This is a genomic window from Kitasatospora sp. NPDC056446 (assembly GCF_042796115.1).
In the GTDB taxonomy this organism is placed as follows: domain Bacteria; phylum Actinomycetota; class Actinomycetes; order Streptomycetales; family Streptomycetaceae; genus Kitasatospora.
Genome location: NZ_JBHTRF010000003.1, coordinates 1 through 26190 on the forward strand (window position 1 = coordinate 1; position 26190 = coordinate 26190).

Sequence of the window (26190 nt, forward strand, 5' to 3'; positions counted from 1 at the left end):
GGGCCCCTGCCCGCCGGGGGCGGGGGGGGGCCGGGCGGTCGGGCCGCGCCCCGGGCCCACCGCCGTTTTCCGCACCCGGCGGAGGGCCGGGTGGTGCTTCCTCGACCGCTTCCGGGGGCGAAGGGGCCGGTCTAGTATTACGTGGTAGAGGTATTACGTGGTACAGGAGGTGGGAGATGCGGCTCAACAGCAAGGGGCAGGTCACCATCCCCGCGGACCTTCGCGAGAAGTGCGGTCTGCGACCCGGGGACGAGGTGGACGTCGTCGAGGAGGACGGCGTCCTGCGGATAGTGCGCCGGGAGGGGCACGGCTCCAGAGGGCAGCGGGCGGCCCGCCGGATGAGGGGGAGCGCCGCGGGAGGGATGTCCACGGACGAGATCATGGAGCTATTGCGTGGCGAGTAGTCGGCTGAGGCTGGTCGGGCCGGGCCACGACCGGCCGGTGACGCTGGTCGACTCCTGCGTGCTGCTCGACCTGATGACCGATGACGAGAACTGGGCCGACTGGTCGGAGGCCGCACTGGCCAAGGCCCAGGACGAGGGGGAGGTGGTGATCAACCCGATCGTCTACGCGGAGGTCTCGGTGGCGCATGCCGCGATCGAGGACCTGGACGCGGTCCTGCCCGCTGCGGACTTCGCGCGAGAGCCGCTCCCGTACGAGGCGGGCTTCCTGGCGGGCAAGGCCTTTCTGCTGTACCGCAAGCGTGGCGGGCAGAAGACCGCGCCGCTGCCGGACTTCTACATCGGAGCGCACGCGGCCGTGCGCGGCTACCGGCTGCTCACGCGCGACGCCTCGCGCTACCGGACCTACTTTCCGACGGTCGAACTGATCTGTCCCCGGCCGGAGCAGTGAACGCCGGTGGCGGCCGGGCCGGTCTTCCGCCTGATGGCCCGGAGCAGTGCTCCCGACCGGGGGCGGGAGTTCACCCGGGCGGGGTGGTGAGGAGGACGGTGGCGCGGTCCGCCGTGAGGACGCCGAGGATGTAGCCGTCCTCGTCGACGACGGGCCAGACCGCCAGGTGTTTGACCCGCATGGCGATCGCGGCCAGGGCCAGGCCCATGGTCGGCCAGGTGAACGGGCCGCGCTGGTGGGCGGTGGCGCTGATCGCGGTCCGCTCGGTGTACCAGGAGCGGGTGAGGAAGGGGTGGAGCCCGGTGCGGGTGACCAGCCCCTCGCACCGGCCGTCGTGGCCGCGGACGAGCAGGTACTCGATGCCGGCGCCGCGGAGGATGTCGTCGGCCTGGTCGACGGTGTTGTCGTCGGCTATCTGGTAGTCGCAGGGGTCCATGGCGTCGGCGACCGTGAGGCCGCGGCCGCGCCGTTCCGGCTGCGGGGTGTGAGTGGTCACGGCGTCCACCGTTCCCGTCTCCGACTGCCCGCCGGGGGCGGCCGGGCTGTCCTTCACCCAGAACGAAGCCGGAACGGGTACCGGAATACGGGATGCCCTGGATGTCCACGAGCCTACTCCGGTGGCGGGCGGCCCGGGGCGGCCCGGGAAGGACTGCCGCGGAGTACCGTGGGAGACATACCGAGGACATTCCGTACACCGGCATCAGCGCCGACGTCGCCCTGGGTCGTGACGGGTCCCTCTCGGACCGGACGGGCGGCTCCGCATGATGCCGATCCCCCTCCCCAGCTCTTCCGCCCCCGGGCCGTGGACGGTGCCGGGCTCCCCGCTGCTGCCGCGGCTGGAACTCGAGCCGACGATGTCGCGGGAGGGTGTCTTCGACGGCGCGTGGTGGCCGCGCTCGAACCACGTCCTCGCCGAACTCCCGGACCTGATCACCGCCTTGGGCGCTCACGTCGGGCGCATCGTCCGGGTCGGCCTCGACACCTCCGCCTGGGACGGCGTGCCCCGGTCCGTCATGGCGGACGGCCTGCCGATCAGGATCAACTGGTTCACCGGCAGCGACGCGACGATCAGCGTCACCCGGGGTTTCCAGGACCACTTCCTGCTGCTGGTGGTGCCGCCCGGCACTGCCCCGGCCACGGCCGCGTCGGCGATGGCCGGCGCCTCGGAGACCGGAAACCACACCCCGGCGGTCGAACTCCTGCTCGGCTGAGGGCATTCCGGCAAGGCTCGGCATCGAGGTCGTCGCTTCCCCGGCCGCAAGGGGTTCCGTGGTGGTGTGCCGCCCCGGCCCACCCCCGTGGGGCCGGGGCGGCAGGTTCGTCAGCCGGTGGTGTCCCGGGGGTACCAGCGGAGTTCGACGGTGTTGCCGTCGGGGTCGCGGACGTAGAGGGAGGTCGCGGAGCCGCGGGCGCCGTAGCGGGGGACGGGGCCTTCGAGGACGGTGAAGGCTCCGGAGTCGATGACCTCCTGCCAGTCGAGGGGTTCGACGGTGAGGCAGATGTGGTCGACGTTGGACTCCTGCCGGGGCCGGCCGACCAGGTCGATGATGGTGTCGGCGGTGACGCGGACGGACGGGAAGGGGGCCCGGCCGGCGCGCCATTCGTCGACGCGGACGGGTGCCAGGCCGAGGAGGCCGGAGTAGAACGCGAGGGAGCGTTCGACGTCGGCGACGTTGAGGACCAGGTGGTCGAGGGCTACTACGCGCATGGCGGGTCCTTGGGCGGTGGCGGTCGCGGTGCGGCGGGCTGCCGGCCGGCGGGCGGGTCGGCGCGGTCGGTGACGGGTTCCACGATCCTCCGGGCCGGGGCGGTCATCAACGCGTGATCGCCGTACGATCGTTGAGCCGGATTCAATGATCGAGGGGTGGGCGGCATGCTGGAGCGGCTGGAGACCGAGGTCTTCCTCGCGCTCGCGGAGGAACTGCACTTCGGCCGGACCGCGGAGCGGCTGCACCTGACCACCGGGCGGGTCAGCCAGGTGGTGAAGAAGCTGGAGCGCCGGATCGGCGGACCGCTGTTCGAGCGCACCAGCCGGTCGGTCCGGATCACCGCCGTGGGGCGGCGGTTGGCGGACGACCTGGTGCCGGCGGTGGAGGCGATGACGGCGGCCCTGCGCCGGGCGGAGGACGCCAGTCGGGGGACGGCCGGGGAGCTCCGGGTGGCGTTCCTCGGGGAGTGGACGGCCCCGGTGCTGCTCAGGGCGGTGGCGCTGTTCGGCGAGCGGCATCCGGACTGCCGGGTGGACGTACGGGAGGTGCAGCTCTCCAACTCGCGGGCGAGCCTGGTGGACGGCTCGGTCGACGTCCTGATCGCCTCCTACCCGTTCGACGGGATGGCCCGGGGGCCGGTGCTGCTGACCGAGCGGCGGGTGCTCGCGGTGGCGGCCGGGCATCCGCTGGCGGCGGAGCGGTCGGTGTCGGTCGAGGTGCTCGCCGACCACCCGGTGGTGCAGTACCCGGCGGTGACCTCGGCGGGGTTCAAGCGGGACCGCACCCCGGACCGCACGCCGTCCGGCCGCCCGGTGCCCAAGGGCCCGTCCGGCGGGACGTTCTCCGAGATGCTGAGCCTGGTCGCGCTGGGCCGTGGCGTCCTCCCGGTGGGCGAGCACTCCCGCCGCTACTACCCCCGCCCGGACGTCGCCTATGTGCCGATCCACGACGCGCCCCCGATCGAACGCGGGCCGGTCTGGCGGGAGGGGAACTCGACGGCGCGGGTGCTGGCGTTCGTCCGGGCGGCGGCGGATGCGGCGGATGCGGCGGGGGCCGCAGGGGCTCCCGGGTGACGCCGTCGCGCGGGCGGGCCCGGGGCGGGGGCCGGCGGGCCCGGTTCAGCCGACGTCGTCGGGGCTGGTGAAGGCGGGCGGGGTGTAGCCGGGGCCGGTGAAGTCGGGGGTGGTGAAGGCTCCGGGGTGGGTGCCGTGGCCGTCGGGGCCGGTCGGGCCGTCGGGGCTGGTGAAGGCGGGGGAGCTGTAGCCGGGGCTGCTGAAGTCGGGGCTGCTGAAGTCGGGCCGTTCGGAAGCGCCGCTCCCACCGTCGGCCCCGGTAGCCGCTCCGGCCCCGGCCCCGGCCCCGGGCGCGGGCGCGGGCACCGGTGGCGCGGGCACCGGCGGGAGCGCGGCGTGCAGATAGGGGAGCAGGCCGCGTTCGCGCAGGGTGGTGCGCCATTCGGTGCGGGCGTCGGCGAGTTCGGCGGCGAGTTCCGGGTCGGTGCCGGTCGGGGCGGCGGCGGTGCCGTCGCGTATGGCGGTGAGGAGCAGCCCGACGATGCCGATGGCCATGGCGGCGACTCCGGCGGCGAGCGCGACCCAGCCGGCGGTGATCAGGGAGCGGCCGAGGAGGAGGCCCTGGTCGGTGGCGTGCAGCAGGTAGCCGATCAGCAGCAGGAACAGGGCGGCGGCCCAGGCCAGGATCGGGGTGAGCACGGTGAGGACGGGGAAGAGCCCGGCGCCGCCGTTGGCGGAGCGCAGCTGGGTGAGCAGGCCGGGGGCGGCGGGTTCGGCTCCGGGGGCCGGTGGGGGTGTGGTGCGCAGGCTGTCGCGCAGCCGGGTGTAGTGCGCGTACTCCGTGGCGGCCGCGGCGTTGATGCCGTCGGCGTCGCGCAGTGCGCGGCCGCGCAGCTGGTCGGCGGGCAGTGCGCCGGGTGCGCGCAGGGCGGTGAGGACGGTGCGGTCGCGCAGGGCTTCGGTGAGGAGGCGCTCGTACTCCGGGCGGTCCTCGGCGAGCAGCGGCGGGGGGTTGGACATGGGGACCCCGTTCGTGCGGACCCCGGTTCGTTCCGTCACGGGGGCGCGGGCGCCCTCGGGGCGCCGAACCGGGCGCGGAGGCGGGCCGCCGGACGGGCGGCCGGGTGTGGTGTGCCTCATGGTAGGGGCGGGGGTGCCCGGGCTGACAGTCGGTTTCCGGAATTTCGCGCCCCGGGCCGCGCGCGTGCGACGGCCCGGGCGCCGGGAACAACTGTTCTATACGGAGCTTCAGTTGATGGGCAGTCGGGCGACCAGCAGGCGCCCCTCCATGGTGACGCCGCCGTCCATCGCCACCGCGAGGTCGTCCGCGTACACGTACGGTCCGTCGATGCGCGGCGGCTGGCCGTCGTCCGCGTGGACCGCGCCGGTGAGGTACGGGATCGGGCTGTGCCCGTGCACGATCCGGCGGCCGCCGTAGGTGTCCAGCAGCTCGTGGACGGCCGTCGGCCCGGCGTCGCCGCGGAAGGCGAAGCGCTTGGTGAAGCGGCGGAAGGCGTCCCACCACTCGTCCACGGTGCCGTCGGCGAGCAGTCCGTGCACGGAGTCGTTGACGTCGGTGATGGACTCGCCGTACTCCAGGTACGCCGTGGTGTCGGAGTGCAGCAGCAGGTGGTCGTCCTCCAGCGCGATGGCGGGGAGCCGGGACAGCCAGCTGATGTGGTGCGTCTCCAGGCGGTCCAGGTCGCTCTGCTGGCCGCCGTTGAGCCGCCAGGCGGCCAGGAAGGAGGCGGTGCCGGCGGTGGACTGGACCGGTTCGTCGCCGTACCGGGAGGCGCCGAGGAAGAGCAGTTCGTGATTGCCCATCAGGGCGCGGCAGTAGCCGCCGGCCGCGGCGGCCTCGGCGGCGAGCTGCATGACCAGGTCGATGACGCCGATCCCGTCGGGGCCCCGGTCGGTGAAGTCGCCGAGGAACCAGATCCGGGCGCGGCCGGCCGACCAGTGGCCGTCGGCGTCGATCAGGCCCTGGTGGTGCAGCTCGGCGCGCAGCTCCTCCAGGTAGCCGTGGACGTCGCCGACGACGTAGACCGGGCCGGGGGGCTCGCCGGGGCCGGGGGCCGGGTACGGGTAGGTCGGGGCGGCGGGGTCGGGCAGCGGCGGGCCGAGTTCGATGGTCGGCGGGTCGTCGCGGCCGTCGCCGCCGTCGAGCCGGAGGGCCGGGGAGGGCTGGTCGGGGAGGGTCGGCTCGTAGCCGGCGCGGTCGTCGTAGCCGCTGGTGTCCTCGTAGCCGGCGTGGTCCTGGCCTTCGTACCCCCCGCGCTCCTGGCCTTCGTACCCCCCGTGGTCCTGCCCGTCGTACCCCCCGCGCTCCTGCCCCTCGTACCCCCCGTGGTCCTGCCCGTCGTAACTCCCGTGGTCCTGCTGGGAGAAGGCCGCCGCCTGGTCCTGGGCGCCGCCGGTGCCGTGGCCCTGGGCGTGGACGGTGTGGCCCTGGCCGTCGGTGTGCCAGTGCTGTTCGAGGTAGCGGGCGCCGCCGTAGCCGCTGTACGTCTCGGCGTCGTACGGGGTGCCGGGGTAGTCCTGGACGGGCTCGGGTTCGTAATAGGTGCCGTACGGCAGCACGTCGAGGTCCGGCTGGTGGCGGGGGCCCGAGTGGGGGTGCTCGGGCCCGGGGAAGCGGTCCTCGGGTGTCATTCGCCCATCATAGGAAGACCACTCTCCCGCCGTCGTCACCTGGTGGGTATCCAATCCTCCGGAGCGTCAGCCGGGCGGCCCCTGAGGGTCCGTTTTGTCCTGGCTCGTTATGGTCTCGTCAGCTCTGGCCGGGCTCCCTTCGTGTTCGCCCGGTTCCGGTCGGTGCCCGCCGCCGCCGGTTCGGCGGCGGCGGTCTAGACCTCGCCGGGGGAGCGCGGCGGGCTGACGGTGGTGCGCGGACTCCGGCGCTGGGAGGACGCGCGGACGATCAGCTCGGTCGGCATCAGGGTGCCCGGCGGCGGGCCGGTCCCGGCGGTGCGGTACCGGGGCGGGAAGAGCCGCGCGATGTCGACTCCCGTCCCGGAGTCCACGCCCTCGATGGCGTCGATGAGCAGGTTGACCACGGTGGTGCCGATCTTGCGGGGCTTGAGCGAGAGGGTGGTGATCGGCGGCTCGGTGGTGGCGTAGACGTCGCTCTCGCTGCAGCAGACCAGCAGCAGGTCGTCGGGCACCCGCAGGCCGTACCGGCGGGCGGCGGCGAGCAGGTCGGTGCCGTTGGGGTCGAACAGTCCGTAGACGGCGTCGGGCCGGTCGGGGCGGGCGAGCAGCCGGTCGGCGGCGACGGCGCCGGCGGCCGGGTCGTGGGCGGGGTAGGTCTCGTACACCGGTTCCTGGCCGACCTTGGCGCACCAGCCGAGGTAGGCCTCGGTGGAGAGCCGGGTGTAGGTGTCGGTGCTGGTGCCGGTGAGCAGGCCGATCCGGCGGGCGCCGGCTTCGGAGAGGTGGTCGAGGATGCCGAGCACGGCGGCCTCGTGGTCGTTGTCGACCCAGGCGGTGACCGGGCAGTTGCCCGGCTTGCCGTCGCTGACCACCGGGACGCCGGACCGGTACAGCTCGCTGACCAGGGGGTCCTGGTCGGGCGGGTCGATCACCACGGTGCCGTCCAGGGCGATGTTGCCCCAGACGTCGTGGCGGGAGGAGGCGGGCAGGACGACCAGCGCGTAGCCGCGTCCGAGCGCGGCGCTGGTCGCGGCCCGGGCCATCTCGGCGAAGTACGCGAACTCGGTGAAGGTGAAGGGTTCTTCGCCGTACGTCGTGACGGTCAGGCCGATCAGGCCGGACCGTCCGGTGCGCAGGGTGCGGGCTGCGGCCGAGGGGCGGTAGCCGAGGCGCTCGGCGACTTCGCGCACCCGGCTGCGGGTCTCGTCGGGCAGGCGCCCCTTACCGTTCAGCGCGTCGGAGACGGTGGTGATCGACACTCCGGCGGCTGCCGCCACATCCCGGATGCCGGCCCGTTCCAGGCGCCGTGAGGTGGTGGGGCGCCTACCGCTCTGGTTGGCTGCTGCTGTCATGGCGGACCGATCGTATGGCTCCTGACAAGGGTCTGTGACCGGCGCATCGGGAGCCCGTGGGGATACGTTTCTCCAAGAGTGAGCCGGGGTGCGCCCCTTCGATACCCGCCTGAAACCAGGCCTCTTACCTCTGACATGTGCCAAAGGAACCGGGCAGAATGGCTGATCTGCGCCTGTAACCCGTCCGGGCATCTCACTCCTACGGGTGAGGGCGGTCGGTATCGTGCATGGCACCCGACCGGGGTGGTCCGGGCGCGTCAGGAGATCCTGGGCACGGGGGGCGAACCCGTCCGTGGCGGGCGAGCGCACCGGAGAGTTCCGCAACTTCTGGAAACGGAGTACGACCGTGAGCAGTGGTACGTCAGCGCAGGGCCCGCGGCTTCGGCCGACCCTCGACGGCATCCCCACCTACAAGCCCGGCAAGCCGGCCGGCGCCGACGCCTACAAGCTGTCCTCGAACGAGAACCCCTTCGAGCCGCTGCCCGGCGTCCTGGAGGCGGCGGTCAAGGCGGCCGGCTCACTCAACCGCTACCCCGACATGGGCGTCACCGAGCTGACCGAGGTGCTCGCCGAGCGCTTCGGCGTGCCCGTCGAGCACATCGCCACCGGCACCGGCTCGGTCGGCGTCGCCCAGTCGCTGATCCTCGCCGCGGCCGGCCCCGGCGACGAGGTGATCTTCGCCTGGCGTTCCTTCGAGGCGTACCCGATCATCACCCAGGTCGCCGGTGCCACGCCCGTCCCGGTGCCGATCACCGAGGCCGGTGACCACGACCTGGACGCGATGCTCGCCGCGATCACCCCGAACACCCGGCTGATCTTCGTCTGCAACCCCAACAACCCCACCGGCAACGTGATCCACCGCGCCGAGCTGGAGCGCTTCCTGGACGCCGTGCCCGGCGACGTCCTGGTGGTCGTGGACGAGGCCTACATCGAGTTCATCCGCGACGCCGAGGTGCCCAACGGCATCGACCTCTACCGCGACCGCCCGAACGTCTGCGTGCTGCGCACCTTCTCCAAGGCGTACGGCCTGGCGGGCATGCGGGTCGGCTTCGCGATCGCGCACGAGCCGGTCGCGTCCGCGCTGCGCAAGACCGCCGTCCCGTTCGGCGTGAACCAGCTCGCCCAGAACGCCGCGGTCGCCTCGCTGCGCGCCGAGGAGGCGCTGATGGAGCGGGTGGACGCGCTGGTCGAGGAGCGCACCCGGGTGGTGGCCGGGCTGCGCGCCCAGGGCTGGGAGATCCCGGACTCGCAGGCCAACTTCGTCTGGCTGGGGCTCGGCGAGCGCTCGGCGGACTTCGCCGCGGCCTGTGCCGCGGCCGGTGTGATCGTCCGGCCGTTCCCGGAGGGCGTGCGGGTGTCGATCGGGGAGGCCGAGGGCAACTCGATCCTCCTGTCGGTGGCTGAGGCCTTCCGCAAGTCGCTCTGACCCTCCCGGGCCGCGCGGGCACCCGGTAGCGGGGGCGCGGCGCGGGCGCGGGGCCGCAGGGGTGTGCCGCTCGCCGGCGCGCCCCTGCGGCGTTCCCGCGCGCTGTCCCGACGCGCTGTCCCGACGTGCTGTCCCGACGCGCTGTCCCGGCCCGGCCGTTCCCGGCTCGCTCCCGGATGGCTGGGGATCGCTGGGAGCCTGCTGGGAGTTCGGCCAACGACTGGCCACGGAGCGGCCAAGCCGGACGCACAGGGCAGCCGTTACGTCCGCAATGCCCGGATCCGGCCGGTCAGTCTTCTCCCAGCCCGCGTCCAGGGCTCCGCAAGAGCTCCCCGCGAAGCTGTCCGGCATGAAGGTGCTCCCACGGCGGCGCGGTGCCGTCCTCGTCAACTCCGCGCTCGGCGTGGCCCTGCTGGGCGGCGCGGCCCTGGTGTACACCACGGTCAGCGGCAGCTCCGGCCCGGCCTCGGCCAAGCCCGTGGCCCGTACCGCGACGGTGGCCAAGGGCACGGTCCTGGCCACCGTGTCCGGGACCGGCACCCTGGTGTCCCCCACCGACGCGGCCCAGGACTTCACCACCGGCGGCCGGCTCACCGCCGTCAAGGTCGCGGTCGGGGACGCCGTCAAGAAGGGCCAAGTACTCGCCACCGTCGACACCACGGCGGCCCAACAGCAGGTGGACGCGGCCCAGGGGGCCCTCACCACGGCCCAAGCCAACCTCGCGAAGGCGCAGGCCGGGGTCACCACCACGACCACCGAGCAGCTCCCGGCGCCGGCCGCCGGGGGGTCCGGCACCGGGACCGGCAGCGGATCCGGGACCGGGTCGGGCAGCGGGGCCGCGGGCGGTGGCGGACGCGGGGCGGGCGGGAGCAGTACGCCCGCCCCGCAGACCACCACCATCACCACCACCAAGGTCGACGACGCGGCCGTGGCCCAGGCCCAGCAGCAGGTCGCCACCGCGCAGACCAACCTCTCCAACGCCCAGGCGGCGCTGGCCGGGACCACCCTGACCGCCTCGGTGGACGGGACGGTCGCCTCGGTCTCCGGCAAGGTCGGCGACACGGTCGGGGCGAGCGCCTCCGGCTCCTCCGGTTCCTCGGGCTCCTCCGGCTCCGCCAAGTCGACCGGTACGAGCACGGGTTCGGGTACGCCCAGCGGCTTCATCGTGCTCACCAACCCGACCGGGATGCAGGTCACCGCCAACTTCTCCGAGCTCGACTCGCTCAAGCTGAAGAAGGGCGAGGCGGCCACCGTCGCCCTGAACGCGCAGTCCGACACCAAGCTCAACGCGACCGTCCTGTCGGTCAGTTCGCTGCCCAGCGGCAGCGGATCCGGCGGCGCGGCCGGCTCCTCCGCCGTCCAGTACGCGGCCACGCTGCAGCTGACCGGCGACACCAGCACGCTGCGCACCGGCCTCAGCGCCACCGTCCAGGTGATCACCGGTGAGGCCGACGCCGCGCTCTCGCTGCCCACCTCCGCCCTGTCCGGCACCGGCACCTCCCGCACCGCGACCGTGGTGCACACGGACGGCAGCACCGAGCGGGTCACCGTCGGGGTCGGCGTCGAGGGCGACAGCACGGTGCAGGTGGTCTCCGGGCTGAAGGAGGGCGACAAGGTCGAACTCCCCACCACCAGCGGCAGCAACGGCTTCCCGAACGGCTCCTTCCCGGGCGCCAACGGCGGCGGCCGGGCCGGCGGCGGCGGCGGGTCCGGGGTCTTCCCGGGCGGCATCACCGGCGGCGCGGGCGGTACGGGCGGCGCGGGCGGCGGCCGGGGCGGTCGGGGCTGAGCATGCGTCACGTCATCGACAAGCGCGTCCCCGCGACACCGGTGCCGGTGATCCGGATCCGCCGGCTCACCAAGGCGTACGGGCACGGCGACGCCACCGTGCACGCGCTGCGCGGCCCGTCCGACCCGGAGACCGGCGAACCCCAGGGCGTCAGCCTGGACATCGAACAGGGCGACTTCGTCGCCGTGATGGGCAGCTCCGGCTCCGGCAAGTCCACCCTGATGAACATCCTCGGCTGCCTCGACGTGCCGACCGCCGGCCGCTACCTGCTGGACGGCGTCGACGTCGGCCACCTGGACGAGCAGCAGCTCTCCCTGGTGCGCAACCGCAAGATCGGCTTCGTCTTCCAGTCCTTCAACCTGATCCCGCGCACCACGGCCCTCGCCCAGGTCGAGCTGCCGCTCGCCTACGCGGGCGTCCGGGCCGCCGAGCGGCGCCGCCGGGCGATGGCCGCGCTCTCCCTGGTCGGCCTCGGCGAGCGGGCCGGGCACAAGCCCAACGAGCTGTCCGGCGGCCAGCAGCAGCGCGTCGCGGTGGCGCGGGCACTGGTCACCGCGCCCGCGATGCTGCTCGCCGACGAGCCCACCGGCAACCTCGACAGCAGGTCGACGGAGGAGGTGCTGGCCCTGATCGACGGGCTCAACGCCACCGGCCGCACCGTCGTGCTGATCACCCACGAGGACGAGGTCGCCCGGCACGCCAAGCGGGTGCTGCGGCTGGTCGACGGCCAGATCGTGAGCGACGTCCGGCAGGCCCCCGTCGAGGGGCCGCCGCCGGCGGTGTTCGCGGACGTGGCGGACCCGGCGGGGGTGTCCGCATGATCCTCTGGCAGACGCTCCGCTTCGCGGTCGGCGGCCTGGCCGCCAACAAGGTGCGCTCGGCGCTCACCATGCTCGGGGTGCTGATCGGTGTCGCCTCGGTCATCCTGCTGCTGGCGGTCGGCAACGGCTCGTCGGTGGCGGTCAAGGACTCGATCACCTCGCTCGGCACCAACTCGCTCACCGTCAGCGCCGGTTCGGCGACCGGCGGGGCCCGGTCCGCCGCCGCCGGCAAGAAGCTGACGATCGCGGACGCCAAGGCGCTGGCGGGCGACGCCGACGCCTCCGCCGCGATCAAGTCGGTCGCGCCGGTGGTCACCACCAGCGGGACGGCGCTGTACGGGGACATCTCGTACAGCCCCGGCTCGATCGTGGGCACCTACCCGGCGTACTTCGAGACCGCCAACCAGAAGGTCGCCCGCGGCGAGTACTTCACCGCCGACGACGTGCTCGGCTCGCGCAAGGTCGCGGTGCTCGGCGCCACCACGGCGAAGCAGCTGTTCGCCGCCGAGGACCCGGTCGGGAAGCAGGTCGTCCTCGGCGGGACGCCGTTCACCGTGGTCGGCGTGCTCCAGGCCAAGGGCGGCACCGGTTTCACCGACCCGGACGACGTCGTGATCGCCCCGCTGCCGACCGTCCAGAACGCCTTCACCGGCTTCGGCCCGGTCAACCAGATCCTGGTGCAGGCCGTCTCGGCCGACACCACCACCGCCGCCCAGGCGGAGATCACCAGGGTGCTGCTCGGCACCCACGCGATCGCCGACCCCACGAAGGCGGACTTCCGGATCACCAACCAGGCCTCGCTGCTCACGGCGAGGGAGAGCACGACGAAGACCTTCACGGTGCTGCTCGGCGCGGTGGCGGCGATCTCGCTGCTGGTCGGCGGGATCGGGATCACCAACATCATGCTGGTGACGGTCACCGAGCGGACCCGGGAGATCGGCATCCGCAAGGCGCTCGGAGCGCCGCGCGCGGTGATCCTCGGGCAGTTCCTGACCGAGTCGACGCTGCTGTCGGTGATCGGCGCGGGGCTGGGGGTGGCGGCCGGGATGGCCGGCTCGCACTTCAGCATCGTCGGCATCAAGCCGGTGGTGATCCCCGCGTCGGTGCTCGGCGCGTTCGGCATCGCCGTCGCCATCGGGCTCTTCTTCGGCAGCTACCCCGCCAACCGGGCCGCCTCGCTGCGGCCGATCGACGCCCTCCGGCACGAGTAGGACTCCACTCCATGAGCAAAGAGCTCGCCACGGTCAGCAGCACCCCGGCCGAGCAGGTCGCCCTGCTCTCCACCCCGCCGGACGCCCGTGATGTCTCCGCCGAACTGTCCGCCCCGCCCCGGCGCAGACTGCCCTGGCTCAGCCTGGTGCTGGCCGGGGGCGTGATCGCCACCGGGGCGTTCGCCGGGGGCGTGTGGTACCAGCAGAACAACGGCTCCTCGGACGGCAAGACGGCGCGGACCGCCTCGGCGGCCGGTGGCCAGCGGGCCGGTTCCGGGGCTGGTTCCGGGGCTGGTTCCGGGGCTGGTTCCGGCTATGGCGCCGGCGCCGGACAGAACGCCGGCGGGCAGAACGGCTCCCGCCGTGGCGGCCAGGGCACCGGGCAGGTGGGCGGCCAGGGCGGCCAGACCGGTCTCACCCGGGGCACGGTCAAGGCCGTCGACGGCACCACCGTCTACCTGACCGACGCCAACGGCAACACCGTCAAGGTGACCACCGGCGACGCGACGAAGGTCCAGCTCGACAAGGAGGGCAAGGTCGCCGACCTGCTGCCCGGCCAGAGCGTGACCGTCGTCGGCACCCCCGACGCCAACGGTGGCTACACCGCCAGCCAGCTCGTCGAAGGCAGCGCCGCCGGAGGTTTCGGCGGCGGCTTCGGCGGCGGTGCGGGCGGCGGTGCCGGTGGAGGCGGTACCCGGAACCCGTCCGGCGGCTGACCCGAGACCTCCGCCGGACGACCGCGAGGCCCCCGCCCCTTCCCTGGGCGGGGGCCTTCGCGTGTGCTCAGCGCGGTCCGGGGCCGTCAGCGCTCCCACGCCTCGTTCCGTTCGGCATCGCGGAGGAGGTGGAGGAGGTTGAGGAGTGTGCTCACGGGCGCATTGCCGAAGTCGACGAGGAGGCGGCCGTCGAGCGTGCTCTCGCCCGCCGAGGCGGAGCCCCAGAGGAGACCGCGCTCCAGGCCCCGGCGCTGCAGCTCGCCGAGGAGCGTCGTGATCTGCCGCGCGGTGTAGTCGAGCATCCGGGGGTCGTCCGGGGCGATGGGCGGGCGGGTCATGCGGCGGAGTCCAGTTCATACCAGATCGTTTTGCCACGCTGCTGGGGGTCGACGCCCCAGCGGTGGGTCAGGCCCTCCACGAGCTGGAGGCCCCGGCCGTGCTCGGCGAGGCGGCCGGGGGCCTGCTCATGGGGGAGGGTGTCGCTCTCGTCCGCGACGCAGACCCGGAGGGCGCAGCCGAGCAGGGAGAAGTAGACGACGGGCGCGGCGGTGTCGGCGTGCCGCCAGGCGTTGACGATCAGCTCGGCGAGGGCGAGTTCGGCGTTGAAGATCGTCTCGGCGTCCCAGCTGTTGCGGGTCAGGACGTCCCGGAGGGCCTGCCGGCTGAGGGTGAGCGAGGGGGTGTTGCGGGTGCACACGGGAACCTCCGCGAGGCTGTGGTGTGGGGAGGGGAAGCCGTGAGCCAGACCGGGGACCGGTTGCTCTTCGGCAGGAGGGCAGCAGGCGCCTACTGCCCTGGTTGGAGCTGTTGCTGACGATCCGTAGGATCTCTCGGAGGATGACCATAGCGGGGTACGCCACAGATTTGTGGCGAACCGCGAGAAGTTCCCCCGAACGTGGCTACAGCTCTGAGGCAGACTGGTCCCCATGGCTCTTCGATCGAACCCAACTCTCCGCCAACTGCGGTTGGGTGCCGAACTGCGCAGGATGCGGGAGCAGGCCGGCCTCGGCGGTAGTCAGCTCGCCCGCGCGCTGGGCATCAACCCCGCCCATGTGACGCAGATGGAGAGCGGGAAGACCGGCATCAGCGTCGAACGCCTGCGGACGATCGCCGCACTGTGCATGTGCGTCAACGAGCCCCTGATCGACGCGTTGGCGGACATCGTCACCGATCGCGACAAGGGCGGTTGGTGGGAGGAGTATCGAGGACGCCTCTCGCAGGACTTCCTCGAAGTCGCCGAGATCGAAGGTCACGCACGAGGACTCTCGGCCTACACGATGGCCTTCATCCATGGGTTGCTTCAGACGAACGCCTATGCCTCCGCCATCTTCGCTCGCTCCTGTCCACCTCTTCCGGCTCATGAGGTGGATCAGAGGGTGGCCTTTCGCCTGGGGCGTCAGCACATCATCCGGTCCGCTCCATTCGCCGTCTTCATCCATGAAGCGGCACTGCGCATGCAGTTCAGTGGAGCCAAGGTCCAAGCCGAGCAGCTTGGTGCCCTACTCGATGCCTCGGAACAGCCCAACATCTCAATCCGAGTCGTGCTGTTCGACGTCGATACGATTCCGCTCGCCAACGAGAACTTCACGTACGTCGAAGGACCGATCCAGGAGCTGGACACGGTGCAAGCGGACTCTGGCGTCGGCAACCTGATCTTCGATGCGCCAGCGCACACAGCCCGATTCCGGTCGCTGCTTGCCCAGATCGGTTCGGCTGCCCTCTCGGAAGGGGAGTCCCGAGAGTTCATTCGATCCATCAAGAAAGACATGGAAAGCAAATATGCGTAACTCTACCTGGCAGAAGTCAAGTTACTCCGGCTCGAATTCTGACTGTGTCGAGGTTCGTGCTGCGGACGGGGCGATCGAAGTCCGCGAGTCCGACGAGTGCGATGTCATTGTCCGCACCACCGCTGCCAAGTTCGCCGGCTTTCTCCAAGGCGCGAAGGCCGGCGAGTTCGACCACCTGACCGTCACCGCCTGACACATCGTTCCGGCGACCCCTTGCTTCCCGCAAGGAGCCGCCGGCGAACTCTGGGGAGGGAACACCGATGCTCTACCGCGAAATCGGCACCGCCAGGCAACGGGTGAGCGCACTGTGCCTCGGTGCGATGACCTTCGGCACCACCGTGGACGAGGAGACGTCGACGGCGATCCTCGACCGCTTCACCGCCGCCGGCGGCACCTTCGTCGACACGTCGAACAACTACGCCTTCTGGGCTCCCGGAGCGAACGGCCACGAGAGCGAGGAGGCGCTCGGCCGCTGGATGGCCCGCCGCCGCAACCGCGACGACCTGGTCATCGCGACCAAGGCGGGAGCCCGTCCGGTGCCGGGGCTGCCGTTCCCCGAGCACATCGAGGGACTCTCCGCGCCCGCGCTGCACCGGGCCGCGGAGGGCAGCCTGAGCCGCCTCGGCACCGACCGCATCGATCTCTACTACGCCCATGTGACCGACCCGGCGACGCCCGTGGAGGAGACCATGGGCGCCTTCGCCGAGCTGGTCTCGACCGGCCTGGTCACCACCCTCGGGTGCAGCAACCACAGCGCCGCCGAGCTCGCCACCGCCAACGGCCTCGCCGCCGAACGGGGTTGGCCCGGCTACCACTGCGTCCAGCAGCGCCACACCTACCTGCGGCCCCGGCCGGACGCGGACTTCGGCATCCAGAGGCACGCCGACGAATCGCTGCTCTCCGATCTCGCCCGGCAGCCGGACCTGACCCTGCTCGCCTACTCCCCGCTCCTCGGCGGCGCGTACGTCCGGCCCGACCGTCCCCTCCCCGAGCAGTACGACGGGCCGGGCGGGAGGGCCCGCCTGGCGGTGCTCGCCGAGGTGGCGCGGGAGGCCGGCGCTACCGTCAACCAGGTCGTCCTCGCCTGGCTGCTCCGCCACCCCGTGCCGACCGTCCCCGTCATCGGCGTCAGCTCCGTGGCCCAGCTCGAGGAAAGCCTCGCGGCTCTCGACCTCACCCTCGACGAGCAGCAACTCCACCGCCTCGACACCGCCTGACGTCCCCTTCCCCCCTGCGGAGCGAGCCCTGTCCCGTGGCGACCCCGGGATAGCGTTCACGTTCATTCCATTGCAACGAGTCACGTGGGGATCGTTGCATTCTTGTCAAGATCAGTGCAACGATTTCCCTGCATCTACCTGCACTGATCGTGTTTTGACGCAGCGAAGTCATTGCCTGCTTCTTGAACGCAACGTAGCGTTTCCCATGTCAGAAACACGGGCCGCAAAGCCCCTCGCCGCAGTGCGAGGAGTAGCTCCCGCGTCGAGACCGAGGCCGCCGGCGCCGAACTCCGCAACGTCGGACAGCTCGGCGACGTCACCGTCTGACCCGCAGTCAACCAAGCTCCCACCCGCCCAGCCCACGTGAAGACGAGGAACCGACCGTGAACGACCGCCCCGAACTGCAGAACGCCATCCAGGCCTTCGTCGACGCCGGCTTCGCCGGGATACAGATGCGCGTGAACGACGCGCAGGGCGAATGGACCGGCAGCGCCGGCGTCCGCAAGCTCGGCGAGACCGCCAAGCCCGACACCGACGGCCGGTTCTGGATCGGCAGCAGCACCAAGACCTTCGTCGCCGCCCTGGTCCTGCGCCTGGTCGCCGAGGACACCATCACACTCGACACCCCGGTCGCCGACCACCTGCCGCAGTTCGGACTCGACCAGCGGATCACCGTACGGATGCTGCTCCAGCACACCAGCGGCGTCTACAACTGCACCGGCGAACTCGACCCCGACGGCACCTTCGTCCCGGGCCTCCCCTCGATCGGCAAGGACTGGGTGGACAACCGCCTGCACACCTACCGGCCGGAGGAGATCGTCCGCTTCGCCCTCGGCAAGCCCGCCCGCTTCGAGCCGGGAACCGACCAGAGCTACTCCAACACCAACTACACCCTCGCCGTGCTCCTGATCGAGCAGGTCACCGGCCACTCCTATGCCGAGGAGATGCAGCGCCGGATCCTGGCACCGCTCGGCATGCGGGACACCTTCGTGCCGGGCGACTCGCCCGAGCTCCCCGAGCCGCACGCCCACGGCTACTACCGCTACCAGGACGAGGACCAGTGGAAGGTCGTCGACGTCAGCCGCCAGAACCTCTCCCTGCTCGTCGGCGCGGGCGACCTGATCTCGTCCACCCGGGACCTCCACACCTTCTTCGCCGCGCTACTCGGCGGCAAGCTCCTGCCCGCCCCCCTGCTCGACGAGATGCGCACCCCGCACGGCATGCTCGGCTACGGCCTCGGCCTGTTCATCCAGGACCTCGGCGCCGACGGCGGCGGCATCACCATCGTCCACCACAACGGCGGCGCCCCCGGCGGCTACGGCGCACTGATGATCAGCAGCCCCGACGGCTCCAGGACCCTCACCGCCGGACTCACCACCGGCGACTCCGACTTCAACCCGGCCGAGACCTTCCCCCAGGCCCTCGACACCCTCATCAAGGCCGTCTTCTGCTGACCGCCCGCCACCACGCTCCGGGAAGCCGGCCATACATGCAGAACGCGGGCAGGCGGTCGAAGGGGCTGCTCGTGCAGTCGGGGGTGTGTGTGCGGCCGCACCAGTGACGTCCGGCCATCCTGTCCTGGAGCAAGCGTTCGAGGCCGGGCCGGTTTCCAGTCATGGCAACAAGACGTCCTTGCCTCACCGGAGCTGCCTCGGGAGCATCGTTCCAAGACCCGGACGAGCAAGGGGACGACTGTGAAGCTGACACGGCTTGTAGGTTCCTGCGATGAGGGCGAGTGTCCGACGCTGTACCTGACGGATCGGGGCACGCTCGCGGTGCAGGGCGAGCAGGTGGTCGGGCATGATCTCCGGCTCCCGGGTCGCGAGGCGTTGGTCGAGATTCCCGTCGAACTCCTCCGAAAGGCCTTCCGTGACAACCTCATCTAGAACCCTCGGGGACTGGTTCTCGGTGTTCGAGCGGGAGGCGTTCCGGTTGGAGACACTGGACGACTACAGCCGGTCCGGCGGTGTCGACGCCTACCATGCGTTCCTCGCGGGTGAGGAGCAGCCGGAGGACTTCAAGAGCGCGGGCTGGGTCAGGACTGTGGCTTCAGCCAGGTCGGCCGGCAAGCGCATGTACCGGGTGCACATCCTCTCGCGGCCGCTCACGGATTACCTCCGGTTCGAGTTGGCATGGGGATACCACCGCAACATGGCGGCCGGTGAGGAGTTCTTCATCCTCGACGTCACCGGCCGGGAGAACCCGGTTCCCGAGGCACCGGATTTCTGGCTTTTCGATGACGAGACTGCTGCCTCGATGAGCTACGACGAGAACGGCCGGTACCTCGGGGTCGAATTCCTCGAACACAGCCGGGCCGCCGACTACAGGAAGTTCCGGGACGCCGCGATGGCGCAGGCGGTGCCGTTCCCGGAATGGTGGGCCGAGTACGGCGAGTGAACAGGATGCAGCTGGGCGCGGCGCTGCGGGAGCTTCGGCAGGCTGCCGGAAAGGAAGCCAAGGCCGTGGCCCGCAGCGCGGTCATGTCCCGGAGCAAGCTGAGCAAGATCGAAACAGGCAAGGTCTCACCCACGGTCGTGGATGTGGAACGCATTCTCACGGCCATAGGGGTGTCCGAGGAGGTCAAGTCCCCGTACATGGTGGCCGCACGGGCTCAGGCCACCGAAGCGACGGCATGGCGCTTGGTCCGACGGCTGGGGCACCACCGCAAGCAGCAGCAGATCAAAGCCCTGGATGACTCGACCAGGCTGCTTCGCGTGTTCCAACCATCTCTGGTACCAGGTCTGTTGCAGACGCCGGAGTACGTGCGGGCAGTCTTCGGGAGGAGGAGTCTCGGTGAGGAGCAGCTGTCACGGACGGTTGCCGCGCGACTGGCGAGGCAGGAATCCCTCTACGACGCCACCAAGACCCTCCGGTTCGTCATGACCGAGCCTGTTCTTCATTGGCGACTCGTTCCGCCCGCGATGATGGCCGGGCAGTTGGACCGTATCCTCTCCGCATCTCGTCTCCCGCATGTCGACATCCGGATCGTCCCGCTGGCAGCACGGCAATCGGATGTGCCTGCGCATTCCTTCGTCATCCGGGACGATCGCATGGTCACGGTCGAGACGGTGCACGCGGAGTTGACGGTAACCGATCCGCGAGACGTCGAGGTGTATGCCCGAAAGTTCGACGGTTTCGCGGTCACGGCGGCATGCGGGGACGAGATGCGCCGGATGCTCGAAGCAATTCGGGACGGGTACTTGGGAGAGCAGGGCTTTCCGAGTGGTTCCGCGCCCGAGTAGCCGCGCAGTGGCGTCGGGTGCTCTCCTTCCTTGGAGGTCAGGCGGTTTTTTGATCGAGCAGGAAATCGGTGCCCGGTGGCCGCGTATTGCCCCTACGTTGTTCGTGCTCGCCATTCGATGAGGCGCGACCACACGGAGGTACACATGTCCACCACCGTTTTGCCCCGGCCGGGGGGTGTCCCGGTGTTCGACCGGGTGGAGTCCCGGTTGCCGTTGGGTGTGGGCGGGGCGACGCCCATGCCCGTGCTGGACGGGGAGTGCGGGCCGGGGAGCCTGTTCGCCTTCCGGTTCCTCGCCCCGGTCACCGGGGCCGGGGGGATCCTGCCCGCTGACATCGGATACGACGACGAGACGCAGACCTGTACCTATGAGGGTCTCCCGCCCGGCGTCTACATGACCAGCAGCCCGCCCAAGACCTTCGGCCCGACGGAGCCCTCCGGGCAGATGGACGCGCCGGACGACCCGGGAAGCAGCAACGACTGAGATGCCGACTGCCGATGCCGTCCTCGTACTGACGGGGACGTTCGATCCCACCGCCGATCTCGTGATCGAGGAGTTGAACCGGCGTGGGACTCCCGTCTTCCGGGCGGACACGGCGTGGTTCCCGTCGAGGCTGGCCGTCACGGCCGGCCTCGACGGGGCGAGCGGTTGGGGCGGGACGCTGGCCACCGGGCGGCGTGCGCTCGACCTCGCGGCGGTGCGGTCCGTCTACTTCCGGCGGCCGACCGCACCGGAGTTCCCGGGGTCGATGTCTGCCGAGGCCCGCCGTGTGGCATCCGCCGAGGCGCGGCGAGGGTTGGGCGGACTGCTGTCGGCCCTGCCCTGCCGTTGGCTGCCACCGCCGGGCCGTGCCGCCGATGCCGAGTACAAGCCGTTCCAGCTCCGGGTGGCGGCCGAATCGGGATTACGAGTCCCACGGACGCTGATCACCAACAATCCGGAAGCCGTACGGGAGTTCGCGAGCGGTCTTGGCACGCCGGTGGTCTACAAGCCGTTCACGCCGATCCGCGGGACGCTTGATGGCCGGTCGGTCGCTGTGTACGCGAGTGTGCTGGAGCCAGGTGACATCGACCAGCCTTCGATCTCCACTACGGCGCACTTGTTCCAGGAATGGGTGCCAAAGGCGCACGAGGTGCGGCTCACGGCTGTCGACGGGACGCTGTTCGCTGCGGAGATCCACGCGAACTCGACCGCCGCGAAAGTGGATTGGCGGAGCGATTACGACAGCCTCACCTACCGGGTGTGTGATCCGCCGGACGACGTGGCGCGGGGTGTCCGGCGGATGCTCGACACGCTCGGCCTCCCGTACGGCGCATTCGACTTCGTCGTATCGCCCTCGGGCGACTGGACGTTCCTTGAGGTGAACCCCAACGGACAGTACGGGTTCGTCGAACAGGCGACCGGGCTGCCGATCACCGCCGCGATCTGTGACTACCTGGAAGGGAGCGCCCGGGCATGACGACGGTCGTCCATGACGAAGAGCAACTCCTACGGGCGAGGCTCGCCTTGGCCTCGGAGGTCGAGGCGAGGTGTGTGGTGCTGTCTTCGCGGGTGGTCGAGGCGTTCCTGCGGGTGCCTCGGCATCCGTTCGTTCCCGGCTTCTACCGGGAGGAGGACGGTGTGCACCGGCCCGTGCGGGCCGGGGAGGCCGGGTGGCTGCGGGAGGTGTACGCGGACCGGGTGCTGGTGACCGAGGTCGAGGGTGTGCACGCCGAAAGCGCCGGGGCGGAGGGGGTGGTCGGGGCGCCGACATCCTCCTCGACGCTGCCGAGCCTGATGGCGGACATGCTGGACGCGCTGGATGTCAGGCCAGGGGACCGGGTGCTGGAGGTCGGGACGGGTACGGGCTACAACGCGGCGCTGCTCTGCGAGCTCGCGGGCGCGGCCGAGGTGACGACGGTCGACCGCACCGGGCCCCTGGTCGCCGTTGCCCGTACCCGCCTGCACGAAGCCGGCTTCGAGCCGACCGTCATCCGGGCCGATGGCGTCGAGGGGTACCCGGCCGGTGGGCCGTACGACCGGATCATCGCCACGTGTGGTGTCCGCCGGATCCCCCGGGCGTGGCTGGAGCAGTGCGCGCCGGACGGTCTGATCGTCGCGCCGGTCCTCGGGGCGATCGCCCGGTTGACCAAGCTGCCGAACGGTCGGGCCGCAGGCCGGTTCCTCGCCCGCCCGGCAGGCTTCATGCCGTTGCGCTCCGGGGGCGAAGCCGGGACGGAGACCCCGGCGCCGACGCGCAGTCGGACCACCGCGACCGGTCCCCGGGTCTTGGACGACCCCGGGTTCTCCTTCTGGGCGGACCTGCATCTCGCCCCGACCGTCACCCGGCACGGCCACACCCTCCATGACGTCGCCGACGGTTCCGTCGCCCGCTCCGAGGGCCCGGCCACCGTCGCCCTCGGCGGCCCCCGCGACCTCTGGCACACCGTCGAGGCCGCCCGCCAGAGCTGGCTCGCCCACCACCGCCCCCGTCGTGAATGGCTCACCGTCGAAGCCGGCCCGGAAGCCCAGTCCGTGCGCTACACCGCCCCCGCCGGCACCACCGTCAGGTGGGTCCTCTGACAGTGCGGCGGCGTCGGGGTGCCGATGCGGAAAGCCAGGGCGGGAACTCCGCAGAACGGAAACAAAGGGCCCATAACGCACTGTGAGGGGGCGTCGGATATCCGAGCCGCAGGTGTGCCGGTGTCCGTTGCGCGCGGGTCGCGCGGTGCGGCTTTCGGCGGCGGCCGACGGTGGGCGGCCGGACGCGTGCAACCTTTTCGCCGCCCGGGGCATCCAAGTAGGGGCGGGGCCATGGCAGGGGAGGACGGGGGGAGTGTGCCGCGCAGGGGGGTCGGCCGGATCCGGTGCGGACTTGTCCCATTCCGCCGCGCCCACTCAGTGCGTATACGATTTGACTTGCCCGGGTCGACTTCCGGCATCTGTTGCACAGCCGTGACAGCCGTGCACGAAAAACCGTTCGACCCGCGGGGGCCGAGGGTTAGCATTTCGGAATGGAATCGACTCCCTCCCCGATACGGAATTCCGCCGATGGCGAGGAGCCTCGGCCGGCCCGCAAAGCGCCGCTCAGGCTGGCCCGCTTCGCTGCGACCTTCCTGGGAGTGAGTGTCGTGTCCGGCGTGCTGCTGGCGGGCCTCGTCCTGCCCCTCGCCGGTGGCATCGGGCTGACCGCCAAGAGCACGGCGGAAGGCTTCGAGGACGTTCCCTCCGACTTCAAGACGCCGCCGCTCACCCAGGCGACGCAGATCTTCGACGCCAAGGGCGGGCTGATCGCCAAGGTCTACGAGCGCGACCGCACGGTCATCACCGCCGACCAGATGTCGCCGTTCATGCGGCAGGCCCAGGTGGACATCGAGGACGCGCGGTTCTACGAGCACGGCGCCGTCGACCTCAAGGGCGTCCTCCGGGCCCTGAGCAAGAACGCGGAGAGCGGCACCGCCTCCCAGGGCGCCTCGACGCTGACGCAGCAGTACGTGAAGAACGTCAACGTGGAGAAGGCCGGCGACGACAAGGACGCGGTCCTGGAGGCCCAGCGCAAGACCCTGGGCCGCAAGATCCAGGAGCTCAAGGTCGCGATCAAGCTGGAGGAGGACCTGCCGAAGGACCAGATCCTCACCAACTACCTGAACATCACGTACTACGGGAACGGCGCCTACGGGGTCGAGGCCGCGTCCCAGCGCTACTTCAGCAAGAGCAACAAGGACCTGACCGTCGCCGAGGCCGCCACGCTGGCCGGGCTGGTGCAGAACCCGTCCCAGTACGACCCGAAGCTGCACCCGCAGGCCGCGCAGAACCGCCGCGACACCGTCATCGCCAAGATGCTGGAGAACAAGCACATCACGGCCGACCAGGCCAAGGAGGCGAAGGCCGCCCCGCTGGGCCTGAACTACAAGGAGCCGCAGAACGGCTGCATCACGGCCCAGGCCGGCATGGGCTTCTTCTGCGACTACGTGCGCCACGTGGTCAAGCAGGACCCGGCGTTCGGCAAGAGCGCCGAGGACCGCAAGAAGTTCTGGAACCAGGGCGGTCTGAACATCTACACCACCCTGGACACGGACAAGCAGGCCGCCGCCCAGAACGCGGTGAGCAGCAACGTGCGGGTCACCGACACCGTCTCCGCCGCCGCCACCATGATGGAGCCGGGCACCGGCAAGATCCTCGCGATGGCCCAGACCCGCCCGTACGGCCTGGACACCACCAAGAACCAGACCGTCGTCAACCTCAACGTGGACGCGGCGATGGGCGGCGGCAACGGCTTCCAGCCCGGCTCCACGTTCAAGCCGGTCGTCGCGGCGGCGGCACTGGAGGCGGGCCTGTCGCCGACCCAGGAGTACCCGTCCCCGAACAAGCTCGAGTACCCGTCGATGAAGACCTGCGACGGGACCTGGCGCAACGACGCCCGGCCCAAGGCCGTGGTGCCCAACGAGTCCGCGAACGAGAAGGGCCCGTACCAGCTGAAGATGGCGATGGCCCTCTCGGTCAACACCTACTTCGTGCAGATGGAGCAGGAGATCGGCCTCTGCCCGGTGAAGCAGATGGCGAACAAGCTCGGCATCGCGACCAAGGCGAGCGGCAAGCCGCTCGAGGAGGTCCCCTCGATGGGCCTCGGCGTGCAGGAGATGTCCCCGCTGACGATGGCGAACGTCTACGCGACCTTCGCCGCGCGGGGCACCTACTGCACCCCGATCGCCATCAACAAGATCACCACGGTGGACGGCAAGGACGTGCCGGTCCCGCAGTCCGCGTGCAGCCAGGCCTTCTCCGAGTCCACCGCCGACGCCCTGAACACCGTGCTGAACGGTGTGACCGAGAGCGGCGGCACCGGTTCGGCGCTCAGCCTGGACGGCAACCGGCAGATCGCCGGTAAGACCGGTACCTCGGACCGCAAGCGGGCCGCCTGGTTCAGCGGCTACACCCCGCAGCTGGCCACCTCGGTCTGGCTCGGCGGCCCCGCCGGCGGCGTCGAGATGCGCAACCTCTCCATCAACGGGAAGTACCGCGCCGAGGTGTTCGGCGCCGACGGCCCCGGCCCGATCTGGCGGGACGCCATGAACCAGGCCCTGCGCGGCGCGCCCAAGCAGTCCCTGCCGATGGCCAACATCCCCGACCCGGCACCCAAGTCCGACCCGAGCAGCACCGGGACCGGGACCGGGACCGGGACCGGGACGGGCAACAGCACCGGCAACGGGAACGGCAACGGCAACGGGAACGGCAACGGCAACGGCAACGGCAACAACGCGGACGCGCCCACCGACGCGGAGCACTGAGCGGAGTCACCCGGCGGCCCTCGCGCCGGTGCACGGAACGTCGGCCCGTCCGACGTCCGGTGCACCGGAGCGGGGGCCCGTCGCATGGAGGGCCCGGCGGCACCCGCCCCCGTGGAAGTGACGCAGCTCATATCCGCTACCGTGCGGAGCGGGCAGAGTCTCCAGGGGGCGCGCTCGATGCGCCCACGCCCGTACGCACACCACCGAGCGCCTGCCCAAGGGCTTGTCGTGGCAAAACCGACCGATAAGGTGTTAATCCAACATTCATCCATGCCGCGTAGCCTCCGAGGGCTAGCCTCATGCTGAACGTCCCCGTCCGACCAGGAGGCGAAAGCCCCGTGCAAGGCACTGTCACCACCCCAGGCGGCTCCGCGGTGGCCGGGGGCCAGGGCGAGGCGTTCCTGCTCGTCGTGGACGACGAACCCAACATCCGCGAGCTGCTCGCCGCCTCGCTGCGCTTCTCCGGCTTCCGGGTCGCCTCCGCCGCCAGTGGCGCCGAGGCCCTCGACCTGGTCGCCGCCGAGCGCCCGGACCTGGTCGTGCTCGACGTGATGCTCCCCGACCTCGACGGCTTCACCGTCATCGAGAAGCTGCGCGAGCGCACCAGCCGCGGCCAGATAGCCGGGCCCGCGCACGGACACCCCGGCGACCACCTCCCGGTGCTCTTCCTCACCGCCAAGGACGGCGTCGGCGACAAGGTGCAGGGCCTCGCCGCGGGCGCGGACGACTACGTCACCAAGCCGTTCAGCCTGGAGGAGCTCATCGCTCGGATCCGCGCCATCCTGCGCCGGGCCGGCGGCCCCGCCGAGGACGGCCGGCTGATCGTCGCCGACCTCAGCCTCGACCCGGTCGCCCACGAGGTCACCCGGGCCGGCACCCCCGTCTCGCTCTCCCCGACCGAGTTCAAGCTGCTCCACTACCTGATGGCCAACGTCGGCCGGGTGGTCTCCAAGGCGCAGATCCTCGACCACGTCTGGGCCTACGACTTCGGCGGCGACCTCTCCATCGTCGAGTCGTACATCTCCTACCTCCGCCGCAAGCTCGACTCCGGCCCGGCGCACGGCCCCAAGCTGATCCACACCGTGCGCGGCATCGGCTACGCGCTGCGCCGCCCCCCGCAGGGCTGACCGGGTACC

27 protein-coding genes are annotated in these 26190 nt (G+C 71.2%); 20 read left to right on the top strand and 7 right to left on the bottom strand.

Going from position 1 to position 26190, the window contains the following annotated elements:
• Positions 1 to 176 precede the first annotated feature (176 nt).
• Both ACFQ6N_RS02670 and ACFQ6N_RS02675 read left to right on the top strand, forming a co-directional pair.
• The gene (locus tag ACFQ6N_RS02670; RefSeq protein ID WP_380646381.1) at positions 177 to 404 is read left to right on the top strand and encodes an AbrB/MazE/SpoVT family DNA-binding domain-containing protein; all 228 of its coding nucleotides are present in this window, start codon (positions 177 to 179) and stop codon (positions 402 to 404) included.
• Complete coding sequence (locus ACFQ6N_RS02675) at positions 394 to 852, top strand: type II toxin-antitoxin system VapC family toxin (protein WP_380646382.1); 459 nt, start codon at positions 394 to 396, stop codon at positions 850 to 852. The genes ACFQ6N_RS02670 and ACFQ6N_RS02675 overlap by 11 nt, the downstream gene beginning before the upstream one ends.
• A 70-nt stretch (positions 853 to 922) precedes the next feature.
• On the opposite strand, the gene ACFQ6N_RS02680 is transcribed toward ACFQ6N_RS02675, so the two are convergent.
• Entirely contained in the window at positions 923 to 1348 is a 426-nt protein-coding gene (locus ACFQ6N_RS02680) for a CBS domain-containing protein (RefSeq protein WP_380646383.1), read from the bottom strand.
• Between the two features lie 265 nt (positions 1349 to 1613).
• Here ACFQ6N_RS02680 and ACFQ6N_RS02685 point away from each other — a divergent pair, with 265 nt between their 5' ends.
• On the top strand, positions 1614 to 2063 hold the full coding sequence (locus ACFQ6N_RS02685) for a DUF5994 family protein (RefSeq protein WP_380646384.1): 450 nt from the start codon (positions 1614 to 1616) through the stop codon (positions 2061 to 2063).
• A gap of 110 nt (positions 2064 to 2173) precedes the next feature.
• Here ACFQ6N_RS02685 and ACFQ6N_RS02690 read toward each other — a convergent pair whose 3' ends face one another.
• Positions 2174 to 2560 carry a VOC family protein gene (locus ACFQ6N_RS02690; RefSeq protein WP_380646387.1) on the bottom strand — a complete coding sequence of 129 codons (387 nt, stop codon included), beginning with the start codon at positions 2558 to 2560 and terminating at the stop codon, positions 2174 to 2176.
• Positions 2561 to 2725: 165 nt separating this feature from the next.
• Here ACFQ6N_RS02690 and ACFQ6N_RS02695 point away from each other — a divergent pair, with 165 nt between their 5' ends.
• Positions 2726 to 3634: a LysR family transcriptional regulator gene (locus ACFQ6N_RS02695; RefSeq protein ID WP_380646621.1), complete on the top strand. Its 909-nt coding sequence runs from the start codon at positions 2726 to 2728 to the stop codon at positions 3632 to 3634.
• A gap of 45 nt (positions 3635 to 3679) precedes the next feature.
• Here the strand turns inward: ACFQ6N_RS02695 and ACFQ6N_RS02700 are convergent, their stop codons facing one another.
• The 3 genes from ACFQ6N_RS02700 to ACFQ6N_RS02710 all read right to left on the bottom strand — a co-directional run bounded on the left by ACFQ6N_RS02700 (position 3680) and on the right by ACFQ6N_RS02710 (position 7578).
• Positions 3680 to 4594, bottom strand: coding sequence for a hypothetical protein (locus ACFQ6N_RS02700; protein ID WP_380646388.1), 915 nt, complete (start codon positions 4592 to 4594; stop codon positions 3680 to 3682).
• A gap of 228 nt (positions 4595 to 4822) precedes the next feature.
• Complete coding sequence (locus ACFQ6N_RS02705) at positions 4823 to 6226, bottom strand: metallophosphoesterase (protein WP_380646389.1); 1404 nt, start codon at positions 6224 to 6226, stop codon at positions 4823 to 4825.
• 194 nt (positions 6227 to 6420) lie between these two features.
• Positions 6421 to 7578: a LacI family DNA-binding transcriptional regulator gene (locus ACFQ6N_RS02710; protein WP_380646390.1), complete on the bottom strand. Its 1158-nt coding sequence runs from the start codon at positions 7576 to 7578 to the stop codon at positions 6421 to 6423.
• Positions 7579 to 7924: 346 nt separating this feature from the next.
• Here ACFQ6N_RS02710 and hisC point away from each other — a divergent pair, with 346 nt between their 5' ends.
• The 5 genes from hisC to ACFQ6N_RS02735 all read left to right on the top strand — a co-directional run bounded on the left by hisC (position 7925) and on the right by ACFQ6N_RS02735 (position 13541).
• Positions 7925 to 9004: a histidinol-phosphate transaminase gene (gene hisC, locus ACFQ6N_RS02715; RefSeq protein WP_380646391.1), complete on the top strand. Its 1080-nt coding sequence runs from the start codon at positions 7925 to 7927 to the stop codon at positions 9002 to 9004.
• Positions 9005 to 9353: 349 nt separating this feature from the next.
• Complete coding sequence (locus ACFQ6N_RS02720; protein WP_380646392.1) at positions 9354 to 10793, top strand: efflux RND transporter periplasmic adaptor subunit; 1440 nt, start codon at positions 9354 to 9356, stop codon at positions 10791 to 10793.
• A 2-nt stretch (positions 10794 to 10795) separates the two neighbouring features.
• Positions 10796 to 11614 carry an ABC transporter ATP-binding protein gene (locus ACFQ6N_RS02725; protein WP_380646393.1) on the top strand — a complete coding sequence of 273 codons (819 nt, stop codon included), beginning with the start codon at positions 10796 to 10798 and terminating at the stop codon, positions 11612 to 11614.
• The gene (locus ACFQ6N_RS02730; RefSeq protein ID WP_380646394.1) at positions 11611 to 12825 is read left to right on the top strand and encodes an ABC transporter permease; all 1215 of its coding nucleotides are present in this window, start codon (positions 11611 to 11613) and stop codon (positions 12823 to 12825) included. Before ACFQ6N_RS02725 ends, ACFQ6N_RS02730 begins: the two co-directional genes overlap by 4 nt.
• 11 nt (positions 12826 to 12836) lie before the next feature.
• Complete coding sequence (locus ACFQ6N_RS02735) at positions 12837 to 13541, top strand: hypothetical protein (RefSeq protein WP_380646396.1); 705 nt, start codon at positions 12837 to 12839, stop codon at positions 13539 to 13541.
• An 86-nt stretch (positions 13542 to 13627) separates the two neighbouring features.
• Here the strand turns inward: ACFQ6N_RS02735 and ACFQ6N_RS02740 are convergent, their stop codons facing one another.
• Positions 13628 to 13879: a hypothetical protein gene (locus ACFQ6N_RS02740; protein ID WP_380646397.1), complete on the bottom strand. Its 252-nt coding sequence runs from the start codon at positions 13877 to 13879 to the stop codon at positions 13628 to 13630.
• Positions 13876 to 14238, bottom strand: coding sequence for an ATP-binding protein (locus ACFQ6N_RS02745; protein WP_380646398.1), 363 nt, complete (start codon positions 14236 to 14238; stop codon positions 13876 to 13878). Before ACFQ6N_RS02745 ends, ACFQ6N_RS02740 begins: the two co-directional genes overlap by 4 nt.
• A 229-nt stretch (positions 14239 to 14467) precedes the next feature.
• Here ACFQ6N_RS02745 and ACFQ6N_RS02750 point away from each other — a divergent pair, with 229 nt between their 5' ends.
• The 11 genes from ACFQ6N_RS02750 (at position 14468) to ACFQ6N_RS02800 (ending at position 26181) form a co-directional block, all read left to right on the top strand.
• Entirely contained in the window at positions 14468 to 15328 is an 861-nt protein-coding gene (locus ACFQ6N_RS02750) for a helix-turn-helix domain-containing protein (RefSeq protein ID WP_380646399.1), read from the top strand.
• On the top strand, positions 15321 to 15521 hold the full coding sequence (locus ACFQ6N_RS02755) for a DUF397 domain-containing protein (RefSeq protein WP_380646400.1): 201 nt from the start codon (positions 15321 to 15323) through the stop codon (positions 15519 to 15521). Before ACFQ6N_RS02750 ends, ACFQ6N_RS02755 begins: the two co-directional genes overlap by 8 nt.
• 67 nt (positions 15522 to 15588) lie before the next feature.
• Complete coding sequence (locus tag ACFQ6N_RS02760) at positions 15589 to 16545, top strand: aldo/keto reductase (protein WP_380646401.1); 957 nt, start codon at positions 15589 to 15591, stop codon at positions 16543 to 16545.
• Positions 16546 to 16928: 383 nt separating this feature from the next.
• On the top strand, positions 16929 to 17999 hold the full coding sequence (locus ACFQ6N_RS02765; protein WP_380646402.1) for a serine hydrolase domain-containing protein: 1071 nt from the start codon (positions 16929 to 16931) through the stop codon (positions 17997 to 17999).
• Positions 18000 to 18414: 415 nt separating this feature from the next.
• Complete coding sequence (locus ACFQ6N_RS02770) at positions 18415 to 18942, top strand: DUF6879 family protein (protein ID WP_380646622.1); 528 nt, start codon at positions 18415 to 18417, stop codon at positions 18940 to 18942.
• Positions 18939 to 19787, top strand: a complete 849-nt coding sequence (locus ACFQ6N_RS02775; RefSeq protein ID WP_380646403.1) for a helix-turn-helix domain-containing protein — start codon at positions 18939 to 18941, stop codon at positions 19785 to 19787. The genes ACFQ6N_RS02770 and ACFQ6N_RS02775 overlap by 4 nt, the downstream gene beginning before the upstream one ends.
• A 144-nt stretch (positions 19788 to 19931) precedes the next feature.
• Positions 19932 to 20270, top strand: coding sequence for a hypothetical protein (locus ACFQ6N_RS02780; RefSeq protein WP_380646404.1), 339 nt, complete (start codon positions 19932 to 19934; stop codon positions 20268 to 20270).
• A 1-nt stretch (position 20271) separates the two neighbouring features.
• Positions 20272 to 21246, top strand: coding sequence for an ATP-grasp ribosomal peptide maturase (tgmB, locus tag ACFQ6N_RS02785; RefSeq protein WP_380646405.1), 975 nt, complete (start codon positions 20272 to 20274; stop codon positions 21244 to 21246).
• Positions 21243 to 22349: a methyltransferase domain-containing protein gene (locus ACFQ6N_RS02790; protein WP_380646408.1), complete on the top strand. Its 1107-nt coding sequence runs from the start codon at positions 21243 to 21245 to the stop codon at positions 22347 to 22349. The genes tgmB and ACFQ6N_RS02790 overlap by 4 nt, the downstream gene beginning before the upstream one ends.
• A gap of 539 nt (positions 22350 to 22888) precedes the next feature.
• Positions 22889 to 25054 carry a transglycosylase domain-containing protein gene (locus ACFQ6N_RS02795; protein ID WP_380646409.1) on the top strand — a complete coding sequence of 722 codons (2166 nt, stop codon included), beginning with the start codon at positions 22889 to 22891 and terminating at the stop codon, positions 25052 to 25054.
• 338 nt (positions 25055 to 25392) lie between these two features.
• Positions 25393 to 26181 (top strand): response regulator transcription factor, encoded by a 789-nt coding sequence (locus tag ACFQ6N_RS02800; RefSeq protein WP_380646410.1) that lies wholly within the window; start codon positions 25393 to 25395, stop codon positions 26179 to 26181.
• The last annotated feature ends 9 nt before the right edge of the window (positions 26182 to 26190 follow it).